Raw genomic sequence first — 16,602 nt, 5'->3', positions numbered from 1 at the left:
AATGAGATACATTGATGAAGAAGCTATAGAAAAAATAGCATTAGGGGCTGCTGTTCTAGGTACTGGAGGAGGCGGTGATCCATATATCGGGAAATTGGTGGCCAAAGAGGCGATTCGTAAATATGGACCTGTTGCGTTAATCTCTTTAGATGAGTTAGAAGATGATCAACTAGTGGTACCTGTATCTGGAATGGGTGCACCATCTGTAACAATTGAAAAGATACCGTCAGAAATTGAATTCACTGCAGCACTTGATAAGTTAGAAGAGGTATTAGGGCGAAAAGTTGACGTGGTAATGCCAATTGAGATAGGAGGGATTAACTCCTTGACTCCTATTATTGCAGCTGCAAAAAAAGGATTACCTCTATTAGATGCAGATGCCATGGGGCGTGCTTTTCCAGAAGCGCAAATGGTTACTTTTCATTTAGATGGTTTAGAACCATCGCCTGTTACAATGGCTGACGAAAAGGGAAACACCGTTGTGTTATATCCTAGTGATGGCGTTTGGTCCGAAAGATTAGCACGTGTCATTACAATAGAAATGGGAGGAAGCGCTTCCATCTGTGATTATAGTCTATTAGGTAAAGAGGTAAAGCAAAGTGCTATTCCTGGAACCCTGACATTGGCCGAAAAAATCGGAGGATTTCTGCTTGATAACAAAGGGAAAGAACAGCAAGGTATTCGTAAAATGCTAGAGGAGCTAAAAGGATATCAGTTATTTGAAGCAAAAATTACGGACATTGAGCATAGGCTAGTTGGAGGGTTTACAAGGGGAAGTGCACAATTTGAAGGAATAAATCAAGCACAAGGAAGGTCTTTTACCATCCATTTTCAAAATGAGCACCTTGTAGCTAAAGAAGGCGAGCATATATTATGTTCAACACCAGATCTAATTGCTGTATTAGATGAAGAGACTGGTTTTCCCATTACAACAGAGCGAATGAAGTATGGAGCCCGTGTAGTGGTTGTAGCCTTTCCGTGTCATGATAAATGGCGAACAAAAAAAGGCATTGAAACCGTTGGACCTAATTATTTTGGATATGACTTTGACTATCGACCGGTGGAAGAGTTACAGAAGGAGAGAAGATAATGTATCGCTTAGGATTGGACGTTGGAGGAACTAATACAGATGCGGCTTTACTAGATGAACAGTTAAAGGTGATTCATACGGTAAAAGTACCAACTTCAAAAGATGTGGAAAGTGGAATAGGAGAAGCTATTGCAAAATTGGTGAAAGAAAGTAAGGTAGATAGTAACGCGATTAAATATGCGATGCTTGGTACCACACATTGTACAAATGCCATTGTAGAGCGTAAAAACTTGGACAAAGTAGGAGTTATAAGAATTGGAAAGCCAGCCACAACAGCTATCCCTCCTTTTACTGATTGGCCAAAAGATTTAAGAGAAAAGATTGAAGTTGCATCTGCTATTGTCTCGGGTGGGTATGAATTTGATGGACGTTTAATCTCTGAATTGAACAGAGATGAAATATCAATGTTTTGCAAGGACGTAAAAGGGATTGTTAAAAGTATCGCCATTTCAGGTGTATATGCTCCAGTAAATAAAGGCCAAGAGGAAATCGTGGCTGGTTGGGTAAGGGAGGAACTTGGAGATATTCCTATTTCTCTTTCCAATGCGATTGGCAGCATCGGTCTACTTGAACGTGAAAATGCCACGATATTAAATGCAGCATTAATGACGACAGGTCAAACCGTCACTAACGGATTCTCCAATGCATTAAGTAACCAAAATATTAAAGCTGAAGTTTTTTTTAGCCAAAATGATGGGACTTTAATGAATTCTGCATACGCACAACGTTATCCTATTCTCACCATGGGATGTGGCCCTACAAACTCCATTCGAGGTTCAGCCCATTTAACAGGGCTGGATAATGCGATAGTTCTAGATGTTGGGGGAACAACAAGTGACATTGGGGTTTTGACAAATGGTTTTCCCAGACAATCTTCCCTAGCGGTTAGCATCGGAGGAGTAAATACTAATTTTAGGATGCCAGACATATTATCCATTGGGCTAGGCGGTGGAACTAAAATACTCGAAAAAAATGGGTATATCACGATTGGACCAGAGAGTGTGGGCTATGAAATCACTAGAAAGGCACTTCTATTCGGCGGAGACGTCCTAACAACTTCGGATATTGTGACGCGTTTAGGACATGCCTTTCAAGATAAAGCAATACAAGTAGAACACCTTTCCATTGCGTTTTGTGAAAATATATATGAGGAAATGACAGTAATGTTAGAGGATGCTATTGATCAAATGAAAACAAGCTCCAAGGAAGTACCACTTATTTTATCAGGCGGGGGAAGCATTATAGTTTCTAATTCTTTAAGAGGGGTTTCTGAAGTTATTATGCCAGAACACTACAGTGCCGCAAATGCTATAGGCGCTGCACTTGGTCAAGTAAGTGGCGATGTAGAGAAAATTTATAGTTTAGAAACAATGAAGCGAGAAGAAGCGATAACAGATGCGAAAAAACTAGCGACTAATGAAGCGTTAAAAGCAGGTGCCGATGAAAAAAGTATTTCCATTGTTTCGGTTGAAGATATCCCACTCGCATATTTACCTGGCAATGCATTATTAATCCGTGTGAAGGCGGTAGGGGACCTACAATATCTTAAAAGCTCTGTTATTATATAGTGTCAAGGGTCTTCACTAATACACTTCCATCAAGGGGCTGTTCCTAAATTAATCTTTTAGGATAGCCTTTTTGTCATGCGTACCGAAAGAGTACGCTTATTTTTATAATTCGGGCTTACGTTTGTTTGGTGTTTTAGTAACTTTCCATCCTATTATGCTCTCAGAAGATTCCCTGCACAAAACTTATTCCATAGTCGTGGTGCCTAACAGGCACCACGACTATGGAATTTTTATTTCAACGTTCTAGTTGAAGAGTAATAAAAGTAGCCCTTCTTTTTCAATGTAATTCCAGTTAGATGTGGAATCGTGTAAAAATAATTACTTTCATAAGTAAGCTTAATCACCCTACTTATGCATGCTTAACAGCATCATCCAATGTTACAAATAAAATGTGGGTAATCCAAAAAACGATAGTCACAGACCATCTGTCACATTTGAAGCAAGCACTTGAAATCATATTTTGTGATTAGTTAAGATTTCATTCAAATGTAACATTGGCGTCACAATGAGAATGTATGGTACTAGTAAGAGGAAATTAGTGCTATGAAAAAACATTAGATTTCGAGCTTGGTTTGAAAGGAAGAACTGATGACTATAAATTTTGTAGATGTATTAGGACTTCTGCCTATTTGGCACCGTTTCTCATACAAATAACTATGAATTAATTCACATGAAGGACCTTAGATGGGTGTTAATAATATTAAGTAAAAAAGGTAGTGAAGGATTGAAAAGGTTAGTTTTTGGAATAATAAAATGCTTGGTTATAGCTAGCGTAGTAGTAGCTGGATTGGCTGTATATTCATTTAAAATAGAGCCAAAACGTCTTGTCACAAAGGAGTATGAACTCGAGTTCTCGTCGGGAGGCACGGATTCAATTAGGGTAGTGCAGTTTTCAGATGTCCATTTAGGTCCGAATTATTCGCTAGAGCAGCTAGAGAGGCTTGTAGATAGAGTCAACGATCTTGAGCCTGACATAATCGCTTTTACGGGAGATCTCCTAGATGTAGCATCCGAGTTCGAGAGAAGGTCTGAAACAAGTGGAATATTGGGTAAACTAAGTAGTAGGTATGGAAATTATGCTGTTTGGGGAAACCATGACCACGGAGGTGGTGGAGTTAGGTTTTACGAAGATTTAATGATGAAATCGGGATTTACACTACTAAAAAATGAGAATAGCATAATAGAACTTGAAAGTGGACAAGTACTAAATATTATAGGGTTGGATGAGGCTATGCTTGGAAAACCGGATGTTCAAAAGGCATATTCAGGTGTTGACGATCGGGGGGCTAAGCTTCTTCTGTTGCATCAGCCAGACCTTGTGGACGAAATAGGGTATGATAATTTTGATTTGGCACTTGCAGGACATAGTCACGGAGGGCAGGTCGTTGTTCCAACGTTTGGTCCAGTGGTGACACCCCCACTTGCAAAGAAATATAGAAAAGGGATGTATCAGCTAGGAACTCATACGCATCTTTATGTGAATAGCGGAATCGGCACAACGAGGATACCTATTCGATTTTGGAGCCCTCCTGAGATATCGGTGTTTGACATAACTTTATGACACTTCTTTTTGATTATTTTTGGACTTTTAAAGGCTTCTCCTGAGTTGACCAAACTTTCGTGAGGCCTTTTTTGTTTTCCTTATGTAAGACAACTAAAATAAGTTGCGTTTTATATGATTTCTGTCGGTGTTTCTAAATCCGGAAGTTGAAATCATAATCTAAGGGGGAGCGAGATTTGAATATTCTAATCGCGGATGATGAACAGCAAATGGTTAAGATCCTTTCAGCCTATTTCAGAGATGAAGGCTTCAATGTCCTGGAGGCTAGGGATGGACAGGAAGCATTGAATATAGTTGAATCAACCAAGATTGACTTAGCCATTTTAGATTGGATGATGCCAAAAATGGATGGAATAGAGGTATGTAAATATATAAAGGGAAATAGCCAGACCAAAGTCCTGATATTAACAGCTAAAGGTCAAAATGAAGATGAAATAAAAGCCTTAAATGGTGGAGCTGATGACTATATTAAGAAGCCATTTGATCCACGGATATTAATCTTAAGAGCTAAAAAGCTAATGAATAGTGGCGAGGAAATTAAGTTCAGAGATATTAGGATAAAGGAAAATGAAAAAAAAGCATATAAGGGTGAAGAACCATTGCAACTAACAAAGATAGAATATGATTTGTTGCTGGTCTTCATTAAAAATAGAGGCGTTATTTTATCGAGGGATAGACTTATTGACATAGTTTGGGGCATGGATTATGACGGAGATTATAGAACAGTAGATACCCACATCCGAAGATTAAGAACTAAAATTGGGGATGACATTATTAAGACGTATAGAGGCATTGGGTACTGTCTGGAGGTGAAGGAAGATTAAAATCAAGCACAAGTTTGCCGCTGGCATATCATCCATAGTAATTTGTACTTTTATATTTTCAATACTAATAAATGTTTTCCTAGTAGACAGATATTACATTTACGAGCAAAGAAAAATTTTAGATAAGGTAGCTAGTGATATCCTCGGTGAACCTGAAAACAATCTTTTAAACGGTTTGAAACAGATTGAAGAAGAATACGCCGTAACTATTGTTTACTCAGAGATTAGTGGAAGTTTGAATCAACTTAATGAAAGAATAAAATCGGAATTTGAAATTAAAAAAATAAAGCTAAATAAATTCTGGATTACTGAAAGTACGTTAAATACTTTGCAGGAGAAAAGCGTTAATAAGATATACGACCAAGGGGTAAGTAAATATAAAGTTTTAACAAAATTTATTAAAATAGATAATACTATTATTGCCATAGGACTGCCTTTACCACATATGGAAGAAGCGATCGTAATTATTAATAAATTTAATATATTTTTGATGACCATTTCAGTAATTCTGATTATATTTTTAGTAGTGATCATATCTAAAAAAATTACAAGGCCATTAGAATCCCTAAAAAATTTATCTCACGACATAGCCAATTTGAAATTCAGGAAAGAAGAAATTAAAACCAATGATGAGGTAGGAGAACTTGCTAAGAGTATAAACATCATGAGTGAAAAATTAGAAAAAGCTCATGGTGAAATTAATGATCAAAATAACCGACTGAGAGAATTAATGTCAGATGTGTCCCATGAGTTAAAAACGCCACTTTCAATAGTGAAAGTGTATGAACAGGGAATATTGGACGGTTTGGATGACGGAACATTTAGAGATGTAATTGAAGAACAGATTGAGAAAATGGATTTATTAATTGGGAAGCTTTTGTTTTGGACGGAATTAGAAAGTAGTTCATTAAACAAATCTACTTTTGATTTAGGCAAAAAGGTCATAGCTGTTACGGGAAAATACACATTGATACTACAGGAAAACTGTATTAACTTTTCATTAAATATAGATGCGGGTGAGGACTATTTCATCAGCGCAGAACAAGAAGGAATAGATGTTGTACTTGATAATTTAATTACCAATGCTATTAAATATTCCAATGACAAGCGTATTGAAATTACGTTAACTAAAGACAATAATACCGTCAAGCTTACGATCAGTAACGGGGTTGGCGAAATTGACGAAAATGAATTGGAAAGTATATGGAGACCATTTTATGTATTAGAAAAATCAAGAAGTAAGGAGCTTTCTGGTACAGGTTTGGGCTTACCTATTATTAAGACCATTTTGGATAATCACAATTTGGATTTTGGGTTTGAATTAAAAAATAATAGGTTAGTGTTTTTTGTAACATTCGCGTAACACACCCAGGTTACTATAGTTATGGAGGTGTGATTGTTAACTCGACTGGTCGTTCTAGTTCTAGTTCTTTTACACGAGTTTCTAGTTAAACAATGCATGTGCCTAAATAGTTACGATAAAACAGGACATAGAATTTAACGATAGGTGGATTTATGGATGGGAAAAAGCGAACGGAGAAACAAGAAGCATAAAGGAGTGAGGAACTTCCTTATCGTGACTACATTGATTTTGTTAGCGGGAATCGCATATGGAGTAGTCCAATACAATAGCGGATTAGCGACGGCAAACGAAGGATTGATTAAAGAAGAACAAACGTTGTTTGATGAATTTGAAGGCGCAGATCCACAATTTGGTGAAATTAATGTTCTGTTATTAGGTAGTGACTCTCGGGGAGAGAAAGTTGCACGGGCTGATACGTTAATGATTGCTCATTATAATCAAACGACTCATCAGATGAAACTCGTATCGATTATGAGAGATACGTATGTGAATATCCCGGATTACGGATACCATAAAATGAATGCTGCCTTTTCTCTTGGAGGTCCGGAGCTCGTTAGAAAAACGATAAAGGATAATTTCGATGTCGATGTTGATTCCTATGCAATTGTTGATTTTACTGGATTTTCAAAAATTGTAGATGTTATAGCTCCTGACGGTATTAAAGTTGATATTCCATACGCCATGTCTCATGGAATCGGCATGACATTACAGCCTGGAAACCAAGTTTTGAATGGAAAACAGCTACTTGGATATGTGCGTTTTCGCCACGATATTCATAGTGACTTTGGGCGAGTGGAACGGCAGCAGGAAGCGTTGTCGAAATTAAAGGATGAAGTTGTTAGCATCCACAGTATACTAAATTTCCCTAAGTTACTTGGTGTTGTTGAACCTTACATTAATACAAACGTTGATAATCGAACAATCCTTACAATCGGTAAAGGTTTGATTATTGGGAAGGCTGGAAATATAGAAACGTTACGTATCCCTGTTGAAAACTCTTTTGAAGATAAGCGTGTAGCAGCAGGGGCAGTTCTTAGTATTGATTTCGAGAAAAACAAACAAGCTTTACAAGAGTTTTTGTCGACTGAAGAAATTAAGAAGTAAGGAGCTTTCTGGTACAGGCTTGGGTTTACCTATTATCAAGAACATTTTGAATAACAACTTGGATTTTGGGGTTGAATTAAAAAATAATAGATTAGTGTTTTTTGTAACATTCATGTAACACAGCCAGGTTAATCTAGTTATGGAGCTGGAATTATTGGCGCGACTGGTCGTTCTTGTTTTATTACACCCATTACTAGTTAAACAATATGAGTTTTCTGCTGCTCAATTTGGATTTAAATTTTTTTAATATAGGGTAGATGATTCGTGATAAAGAAACAGAAAATGCGGTTAAAGTTATGCGTGAGTGGGAAGCACATTTAAAGTGGGAAGAAACGAATTGGAACTATGTAGAAGATACATTGACAGAAGAACAGAGCTTATCGAAAGAGGAAATTGAGTGGTTGAATGATTGGGTGGGCAAAGAGAAATGATAAGCATAGAAGTTGATCAAGAGAAGCTAAAAGAGCTTTATCTTCAGAAAATAGATGAGCATTTACAAGAACTTGAATCAGAAGTGTTTTTTATGAATTCAAAGCAACTAGGTGCATACTTAAATATGTCCTGGAATACTATTGTCACCCACCTTTTATATGATGAAGAATTTCCGAAGATACGCATTGAAAGTAAGTGGCTGTTTCATAAAAAAGAAGTCGGTATATATATGGATAAATATTATAATGAAGTTCATAAAAATGGTGGGAGCATGGTTGATTATAAACGAAAGTAATAGAAACAGAATAAGAAATGTTGCGCTTTCTATAATGTTTGAAATTTAGAAAACAGATAGCGGAACTTATAAAATTTCAGCTATCTGTTTCTGATGCCATGGAGGAATATTTGATGCCCCAATTGATGCCGAAACTTATAAAAGCCAGTATAGGTTGATATAACTGAATTGATTGAAACACTCTGAAACATTGATATAGAAAGATTTGTACGAGTACGTATATAACTGTAATAGCCCAGACTCTATGGGCGGCATGATGTAATTCTTTTTAAATCGCTTTCTGTGAAGCAGTGTATTTCACAATTAATTAGTAAAAAATAACCACTTCTCAAAATTAAAATGTACCCTATAAGATGGACACTTTGAAAAAAGACCATCTTGTAGGGTACTTTTGTTTATAATAGGAAAAAAGATGTTGGAGCGAAACTATAATGACGAAAAGATTATTAACTAAAAAAGAACAAGAACTACTAAAAGGGAATTCCTACATAAAATCGGTCAGTGATAAAGCAATTACGTATACAGACGAATTTAAACGTCATTTTATTGCGGAAAATGTGAATGGTAAGCTGCCTAGAGATATATTTGAGGAAGCTGGTTTAAGTGCGGATTTAATCGGTATTGATCGAATTAAAACAGCTGCTAAACGTTGGCGTACAGCCTTTCGAGAAGCAGGTATAGAAGGTTTACAAGATACCCGTAAAACAAATTCAGGACGCCCGCTTGAACGTGAACTAAGTATTGAAGAAAAGTATGCTCGATTAGAAGCGAGAGCACGATTACTTGAGGCGGAAAATGAGCTCCTAAAAAAGCTCGATTTACTCGAAAGGCAGATGTTGAAGAAGAAATAAAAATTGCACCAGAACTAAAGTTTGAACTCATCCAACAGACGATTAAAAAGTATAGATTGAAGCGGATGGTGAGTTATCTTTGCGAGGTAATGGATGTATCTCGTTCAGGTTTCTATAATTATTTTGATGAAAAGTCCGTTCAAAAACGTGCAGTTAAAGACAGTTCAGACGAGGTTTTGAGAGATAGTATTTTAAAGGCATATCATTTCCGAGGACGTCACAAAGGAGCACGCCAAATTAAAATGACGCTTCAAAATCAATATCAAATTACGTACAACTTGAAACGTATACGTCGCATTATGAAAAAGTTTGATATTATTTGTCCCATCCGAAAAGCGAACCCCTATCGACGTATGGCAAAGGCAACGAAAGAACATCGCACATGCAAAAACGAATTACAACGTCAATTTAAACAAGGTGTCGCAGGAAAAGTGTTATTAACGGATATCACTTATTTAACATACAGAGGCGGAAAACGCGCGTATTTATCTACGATTAAAGACGCTGAAACGAATGAAATTTTAGCGTATGAAGTCTCAGATAAAATTACATTAGACATTGCCCTAAATACACTACGCCAATTAAAACGTCGTCATTCACATATCCGAAATGATGCCATTATTCATTCAGATCAGGGATTTCATTACACAAATCCGACCTATCAAAAATTAGTGAAGAAGTTAAAGCTTGGACAGTCGATGTCGCGCCGTGGAAACTGTTGGGACAATGCGCCACAAGAATCGTTCTTTGGGCATTTTAAAGATGAAACGAACCTAAAAAATTGTGAAACATTAGAAGAAGTAAGACGAGAAGTGAAGAGTTATATGACCTATTACAATCATTATAGAGGCCAATGGAATTTAAAAAAGCTGCCGCCTGCAAAATACAGACAGCAGCTTCAACAAGTTGCCTAGGCTTTTTCAAAATGTCCTTTACAAAGGGTACACTTTAAATTAGAGAGGTGGTTATTTTTTATGCTTTTGAAATTTGCTTATCAAGATTTTTTAGCGGACAGAAAGTTTAAGAACACAACGCAAACAAACATCAAGAACTAGGAGATGACGTTAGTCAGCTGTAATCCACCAATTGTTAGAAATATGATTAAAAAAATCGATTAGTTCCACGAGATCGGGACAAAAAAGATGCCCAGATTAGTGGAGTCCATTTGACAGAAAAAGGTCGTGAAATTCAAGCTCCTGTTTCTGACTTTATTTTCGGTATTGGCCCTTCCCCAATCTAAAAGTTATAATTATTATCACAAATGGTCATATGGTAAAAAAGTGCCCGTAGTTATTTTTAGTAGTATTAGTAGGGAAGGAGTGGTCAGGAGTGGTCTATATTCACCTTATTGATATGACACAACGAATTCAAATTAGCAAAGCCAGTTCATGGGTTTTATTTTGTTGACAATATAATATAACAATAATATGATTTTATCAGTTGATAGGTTTTGCATGCTTAGAAAGGATTTTGAATATGAATAATCAATTTGACCATATTAACAATTCACATCAGAAAATTGTGGAGGTAGCTCGTGACCTTTTCATGAAAATGGGATATAGAGCTGTGTCTACGCGTAAAATTGCTGAAATTTGTGGGATCACTCAGCCGACCCTTTACCATCATTTTAAAAATAAAAAGGCGCTTTATGTTGAAGTATTAAAAACTGAGTTGTTTAAGATGCAAATAGCACTTAGGAAAATTATTAATACATGTAGCGATGATATTGAAGAGTGCTTGTTTCAAGTTACTTATCATATATTAATCAATAAACCAACTTCTATGGGGCAAATGTTCCATGATATTGAAAAAGAGTTAGGCGAAGAAGATAAAAAAGAAATCGACAAATGTTGGATTGAATCTTATCAATTGCCCATCGCTTCCATATTTGAAAGGGGAATCAAAGAAGGGCAAATTAGAAACCCTGTCGAATTCGGTTCATACCCCATCCCCTCAGCCTACTTACTTTTAAACTTAATATCTTCAAATAATAGAGAAGATCAATCACAGGAACACATCGCAAAAGAACAGGCGAGATTTTACACGAATGTTCTTTTATATGGATTAGCTCCTTTATCAAAAGAAAAAAGAAAGTAATTCTTTTTTCTTTTTTTTGATAAAGAGCCTATCAATCGATAGATAGGAAAATGATGAATGGAAACATTCACTTAATATAGATGAAAACATACAACAAGGGAGGTTATTTGATGAATTTTTTAACGAAATTCAGTTTAAAGAATGCAATGGCTGTTTTTATTATTTCCTTTTTACTTGTACTTGGTGGTTTATATTCTTTTACTAAACTAAAGATTGATCAGTTCCCTGATATTGAGTTTCCTCAGCTTTCTATAGAAGCTATCTATCCAGGTGCATCACCAGATGACGTTGATAAGCAAGTCGTTTCAAAGCTTGAGAAAAGACTAAATTCGATAGAGGGCGTAACTAAAATAACTAGCTCATCTTATGATAGCATTGGAATCATTACCTTAGAATTCCCGTTTGACACAGATCTAGATAAAGTCGAACAACAAGTCAGTTCTGGGATTGAGGAAGCTGGATTACCTGATCAGGCTGAAATTAAAGTAAACCGACTATCTTTTGGATCTTTTCCTATCTATAATATTTCATTCTTTAGTAAAGACGGGAAAAGTATTGAAGAGGTAATGAAAGATGATGTAATTCCCGAGCTTAACAAAATAAAAGGAATTAGTAGTGTTTCGGTTGCAGGTTTAACAGATACATTTGTTGAAATTACGGTGGATAAAGGGAAGGCAGAGCAAGCTGGACTGTCTCTCGGAAGCATTAAATCTCAAATCAATGAAAGATATTTGTCCTTCCCAGCTGGTGAGTTAACAGAAAATGAAGAGCGAATTCCTATACGTGTTGAGGAAAATCTTGAATCCTTATCCGAGCTGGAGAATTTACAACTTACGGCTTCCTTTGGAGCTTCAACGACACAGCAAGTCTTCCGTTTAAAAGATGTTGCATCTATTAAAGAAATAAAAGAGAGAAGCGAGCTTGCTCGCTATGATAAGAATGATTCTTTATCCATGGCGATTACGAAGAAACAGGACGCCAATACAGTAGAAGTTGCAGAAAAAGTTAGGAACGTCTTAAAAAAATATGATGACAGGTTCGCTTATGAAATTAGCATAGACTCTGCGAAGGATATTGAAGAATCGGTTAGTACGTTAGTTAAGGAAGGTTTATTAGGAGCGTTATTTGCCTCTCTTGCAGTGTTAATTTTCTTACGGAATACAAGAGCAACGATTATTGCGGTTATTTCCATTCCGTTATCCTTGTTAATTTCTGCTATTTTTCTAAACCAGTTAGATATTTCGTTAAACATTATGACTCTTGGTGGAATGGCAGTAGCGGTAGGACGTGTGGTAGATGATAGTATTGTAGTCATTGAAAATATTTTTAGACGGGTTAGAAAAACGAATGAAGGTATGTCAGATAAAATAATTTTAGAATCGACAAAAGAAATATTAAAGGCAATTACTTCATCTACTTTAACTACAGTTGTAGTTTTTCTTCCTATTGGATTTGTAGGTGGAATTACAGGGAAATTCTTTTTGCCTTTTGCATTAACCATTATTTTCTCACTACTGGCATCCCTACTTGTTGCCATTACCATTGTACCGATTTTAGCGAAGTTTTCCTTTAAGAAAGTACCTAACGAGGAAAAAGAGGGGATTCTTCAAAAGGTATATGGCCCGTTAATTGAAAAATCCTTGAATAACAAAGGAATCATATTAGTCGTATCTGTATTAATGCTTGTTGGTTCGTTTGCGTTTGTCCCTTCTTTAGGGTTCACTTTTATTCCTAATGAAGAGTCCAAAACATTAACTGCATCTATTGAGCTGCCCTCATCATCTCCTTTGGCTAAAACTAATGACATCTCATTGCTTGTCGAAGATATGTTTAGCGGCCAAAAAGAAATCGCCGATGTGACTGCATCAATTGGAGCTAGGGACTTTGCTACGGGACTTAGGCTAAAAAATAAAGCAGGTTATTTTTTAAATTTAAAAGATGATGTGGATGTTGAAAAAACAATAAAATCCTTAGAGGAAAAAATAGAAACGATCTCAACTGAACAAAATATCGATTTAAAAATAAGTATTCAAGAATTGGAAACAGGCGGGCCGCCATCAAACAACAATGTGGATGTTGAGTTGTTTTCCAATGATTTAGGTGAACTGCAACAAGCAGCGAACCTTGTAGAAGACTATATGAATCGAAATAGTGATTTAAAATATGTTACAAATAATTTCAGTGAAAAGCAAAAGCAGTTTTTAGTTCAAATTGACTCTGATAAAGCCATGGAATATGGGTTGTCAGGGTTCCAAATTCTTGGAACAGTCAGCGATCAGACAAAGCCGGTCAATGTGGGAACATTAACCTTGGGTGGGAAAGAGCAGGAGATACAACTATCCTATGATACGGAACTACAATCAAAGGATCAACTAGATGAAGTCACAATCTTTTCGCCAAAAGGTCCAGTCAAGCTTTCGGAAATAGCAGAAATAAAGATGATTGATGCATTTACATCTATTCAGAAGCTAGATAGCAAGGTTTATGCACGCGTTTCAGGTCAAGTAAAAGGAAACGATGTGCAGGCTGTGTCCTCTAAAGTAAAAGCTAGTGTAGAACAACTTGATTTGCCAAACGGTGTTTCTTTGACAAGTGGAGGGGGGAACGATGATACGGTCGAAATTTTCCAATCGTTAGGAATCGCTATCATTGTGGCCATTGGGCTCGTGTATTTAACGATGTTAATTACGTTTGCCAAAGCAAGAATTCCATTTATTATCTTGTCATCATTGATTTTTGTGCCGATTGGATCACTTGTATCGCTATATGTTGTCAAAGAGCCATTATCCGTTAGCGTCATGATTGGCTTCTTAATGCTAATTGGTATTGTTACAACAAATGCAATAGTACTTGTCGATCGAATTGGTCAGAATAGATCTCGCGGCTTAACAATTAGAGATTCCCTAGTTGAGGCTGGGAAAACAAGATTACGACCAATTCTAATGACAGCATTTGCGACAATAGCTGCTTTAATTCCTCTAGCAATGACTACATCATCTGGTACACTTATTTCAAAAGGGCTGGCGGTTACGGTAATTGGGGGATTAACTTCATCCACATTATTAACGTTAATCATTGTTCCTGTAGTGTATGAAATATTCTTCTTCAAGACTTCAAGAGAAGAGAGATTTAAAGAAGCGAAGTAGTAAAATAAAATCCCCACTTAGTCCATTAGTAGAAACGAGTAGTGCTACACATCATTGAATTCTGAATTAGATGTTGCATAGGCGCTTTAAAGTTTACACTGAACGAGTAAAATGGAGGAAGAGTTAGGCCTATTATCGTTAAAGGACCTTGAAAAGGGCGAATACAAAAGAGTTACGTCGCCAAAATAGATTTTTATATCAGTGAAGCAGGTGCAAAATTATTATATTTATTAATACTTTTTCACGTAATTGACTCTATTTAACAAAGATGATATCTTAAAGATATTTTAATAAAAGGTGTGGTGGGTATGTCAGAAGTAGGTATGAACTAATTCAATTTAGTTTAATAAGGCTTTTAATAACTGGATTTACTTCAGGTTTTTAAATGTGCCTTGTTTCTCAGTGTTAACGAAACATTGTGAGTACCTACCTTAAGACTGCTTCCTTTTCCATATATTCGTTTAACATCATTGGGTGTTAGGACGAAGAGCATGGCGGGACATGTCCTGTCATGCTCTTTTTTAGTCCACTCATTTAATTGTTGACGATAATAACGCCCGCGGGAGCATTCTACACATTTTTACGGTTCAATCGTGAAAATGGAGGGTAGGAGAGTTTTTTGCGGGCATTTTTTCAATTAAAGGAGGAACATATTTGAATACAATGACATATGTTATATTGGTGTATGTGGCTTTTAAAATAATAACTGGTACATTTTAATATAGAAGAAAGCCCAACCACTTAAGTGTGGAAGGGCTATTTGTGAAGAATAACTGTGACCACTTTTTTGACCACTTTTATTTTTATTTCCATATAATCATATATACTGCAAAAATGAAAAATCCTTATTTTACAGAAGCTTTGATACTGTATTTCCTCCTAAATATAGCGTTGAGTGATGGGCGGCATGATGTAAGAAGAACCTTGAACCCTTGATGTATATGGGTTTGTAAGGTGACGCTTAGTGAAATGCTAACTTTTTTACTAACTTCCGTTTTTTAAAAAACTAAAAATGATTCATTAGAGAAGACTTTTTGTAAGTTCATTGAACTTATGAAAGGTCTTTTTTGATTTGAATTTCTGCTACAAAGATTATTCCTGAGACGAATAATTGAAATCGGATTCTTGAATATTCGGAAGCTCGATGTTGAGTTTTAAGAGGGTCAATACTTTAAAGCGAATGAAAATGCTATCGATGCCTGGAAAAATGCGGGGCGAGTTTTCGATGATAATGATAAATTCAAAGCGAACGATAAATACTTAAAAGATCAATCAGAAGAATGGTCTGGTTCCGCCACATTTACTTCTGATGGAGAAATTCGTTTATTCTATACCAACCGTACTGAGTTTAATGAAGCAAAAGGCCTTTACGGAAAACAAACCTTAACAACTGCACAGGTGAATGTTTCTGAAATCGAAGAGGAAACACTTCAAGTTGATGGTGTGGAAGATCTTAAGTCAATCTTTGAGGGAGAAGATGGCTCTGTCTATCAAAATGTTATGCAAGCTTTCGGAGATGGAATAGATTGGAAAGAAAACCATACTTTGAGAGACCCACATTATATTGAAGATAACGGTCATAAATACCTTGTTTTTGAAGCTAATACCGGAACAGATTATGGATACACTGGAGAGGAGTCTCTTTATAATCAAGCTTATTATGGGAACAGCAATAATTTTTTCCAGAATGAAAAAAATTGGCTTTTAAATAGTTCGCAAAAAGATTATGCTGAATTGGCCAATGGAGCCATGGGAATTGTTGAACTTACTGATGACTACGAATTGAAAAAAGTAATGAAGCCTTTACTAGTTTCTAATACCATTACAGATGAAATCGAAAGACCGAACATTTTCAAAAAGGATGGAAAATGGTACTTGTTCACGAGTGTCCGCGGATCTAAAATGACAATTGATGGTATTGATGATGAAGATATTTATATGCTTGGATATGTTGCAAATTCACTAACTGATGAATTTAAACCAATGAATAAAACAGGTATTGTTCTTCATCATGATTTGGACCCAACTGACATTACTTGGACTTATGCGCACTATGTTATTCCTCAAAAAGGAACAGATGAAGCGGTAGTTACAAGTTATATGACGAACAGAGGAGAGTTTGAAGATCATAACTCTACCTTTGCACCAAGCTTTCAGTTGAAATTAAAAAACAAAAAATCATCGGTTGTGCATGATAGCATCCTTGAACAAGGTCAAATCACACAATAGGATGAAGATGAAAAAGTAAAAAGAGAAAACGCCTAGCCCATT

Annotated in this window: 11 protein-coding genes and 1 pseudogene; all 12 read left to right on the top strand. The window is 36.2% G+C overall.

The features are described 5' to 3' along the window. Position 1 precedes the first annotated feature (1 nt). Positions 2–1,090: a DUF917 domain-containing protein gene (locus LDK52_RS06130; RefSeq protein WP_277585068.1), complete on the top strand. Its 1,089-nt coding sequence runs from the start codon at positions 2–4 to the stop codon at positions 1,088–1,090. Continuing rightward, complete coding sequence (locus LDK52_RS06125; protein WP_277585067.1) at positions 1,090–2,658, top strand: hydantoinase/oxoprolinase family protein; 1,569 nt, start codon at positions 1,090–1,092, stop codon at positions 2,656–2,658. The genes LDK52_RS06130 and LDK52_RS06125 overlap by 1 nt, the downstream gene beginning before the upstream one ends. A gap of 688 nt (positions 2,659–3,346) precedes the next feature. Further along, complete coding sequence (locus LDK52_RS06120) at positions 3,347–4,219, top strand: metallophosphoesterase (RefSeq protein ID WP_277585066.1); 873 nt, start codon at positions 3,347–3,349, stop codon at positions 4,217–4,219. A 176-nt stretch (positions 4,220–4,395) separates the two neighbouring features. After that, positions 4,396–5,043, top strand: coding sequence for a response regulator transcription factor (locus LDK52_RS06115; RefSeq protein WP_277585065.1), 648 nt, complete (start codon positions 4,396–4,398; stop codon positions 5,041–5,043). Between the two features lie 175 nt (positions 5,044–5,218). Beyond that, a complete protein-coding gene (locus LDK52_RS06110; protein WP_277585064.1) occupies positions 5,219–6,406 on the top strand; it encodes a sensor histidine kinase in 1,188 nt (395 codons plus the stop codon). Between the two features lie 156 nt (positions 6,407–6,562). Next, the gene (locus LDK52_RS06105) at positions 6,563–7,510 is read left to right on the top strand and encodes an LCP family protein (RefSeq protein WP_277585063.1); all 948 of its coding nucleotides are present in this window, start codon (positions 6,563–6,565) and stop codon (positions 7,508–7,510) included. A 257-nt stretch (positions 7,511–7,767) separates the two neighbouring features. Next, complete coding sequence (locus tag LDK52_RS06100) at positions 7,768–7,941, top strand: hypothetical protein (RefSeq protein ID WP_277585062.1); 174 nt, start codon at positions 7,768–7,770, stop codon at positions 7,939–7,941. After that, positions 7,938–8,237: a group-specific protein gene (locus LDK52_RS06095; RefSeq protein ID WP_277585061.1), complete on the top strand. Its 300-nt coding sequence runs from the start codon at positions 7,938–7,940 to the stop codon at positions 8,235–8,237. The genes LDK52_RS06100 and LDK52_RS06095 overlap by 4 nt, the downstream gene beginning before the upstream one ends. A gap of 431 nt (positions 8,238–8,668) precedes the next feature. After that, positions 8,669–10,002 (top strand): IS3 family transposase gene (locus tag LDK52_RS06090; protein ID WP_407081794.1). Its coding sequence is split into 2 segments (ribosomal slippage): positions 8,669–9,056 and positions 9,056–10,002, totalling 1,335 coding nucleotides; the frame shifts between segments, so codons are not numbered across the junction. A gap of 562 nt (positions 10,003–10,564) precedes the next feature. Further along, positions 10,565–11,185 (top strand): TetR/AcrR family transcriptional regulator, encoded by a 621-nt coding sequence (locus tag LDK52_RS06085; RefSeq protein WP_277585059.1) that lies wholly within the window; start codon positions 10,565–10,567, stop codon positions 11,183–11,185. A 110-nt stretch (positions 11,186–11,295) separates the two neighbouring features. Then, positions 11,296–14,331 (top strand): efflux RND transporter permease subunit, encoded by a 3,036-nt coding sequence (locus tag LDK52_RS06080; RefSeq protein ID WP_277585058.1) that lies wholly within the window; start codon positions 11,296–11,298, stop codon positions 14,329–14,331. A 1,167-nt stretch (positions 14,332–15,498) separates the two neighbouring features. Beyond that, positions 15,499–16,560 (top strand): annotated as a pseudogene (locus LDK52_RS06075) (glycoside hydrolase family 68 protein); the annotation flags it as partial. Between the last annotated feature and the right edge of the window lie 42 nt (positions 16,561–16,602).

The sequence above is a fragment of the Psychrobacillus antarcticus genome, assembly GCF_029533155.1.
Lineage (GTDB): Bacteria > Bacillota > Bacilli > Bacillales_A > Planococcaceae > Psychrobacillus > Psychrobacillus antarcticus.
The sequence above is the reverse complement of the archived record's forward strand: the minus strand, read 5'-3'. Positions and strand labels throughout refer to the sequence as shown.

Bases quoted from the DNA above. Each gene is read 5' to 3' on its own strand.
- LDK52_RS06085 (WP_277585059.1), top strand. From the start codon at position 10,565: ATGAATAATCAATTTGACCATATTAACAATTCACATCAGAAAATTGTG.
- LDK52_RS06095 (WP_277585061.1), top strand. From the start codon at position 7,938: ATGATAAGCATAGAAGTTGATCAAGAGAAGCTAAAAGAGCTTTATCTT.
- LDK52_RS06100 (WP_277585062.1), top strand. From the start codon at position 7,768: ATGATTCGTGATAAAGAAACAGAAAATGCGGTTAAAGTTATGCGTGAG.
- LDK52_RS06105 (WP_277585063.1), top strand. From the start codon at position 6,563: ATGGGAAAAAGCGAACGGAGAAACAAGAAGCATAAAGGAGTGAGGAAC.
- LDK52_RS06080 (WP_277585058.1), top strand. From the start codon at position 11,296: ATGAATTTTTTAACGAAATTCAGTTTAAAGAATGCAATGGCTGTTTTT.
- LDK52_RS06130 (WP_277585068.1), top strand. From the start codon at position 2: ATGAGATACATTGATGAAGAAGCTATAGAAAAAATAGCATTAGGGGCT.
- LDK52_RS06125 (WP_277585067.1), top strand. From the start codon at position 1,090: ATGTATCGCTTAGGATTGGACGTTGGAGGAACTAATACAGATGCGGCT.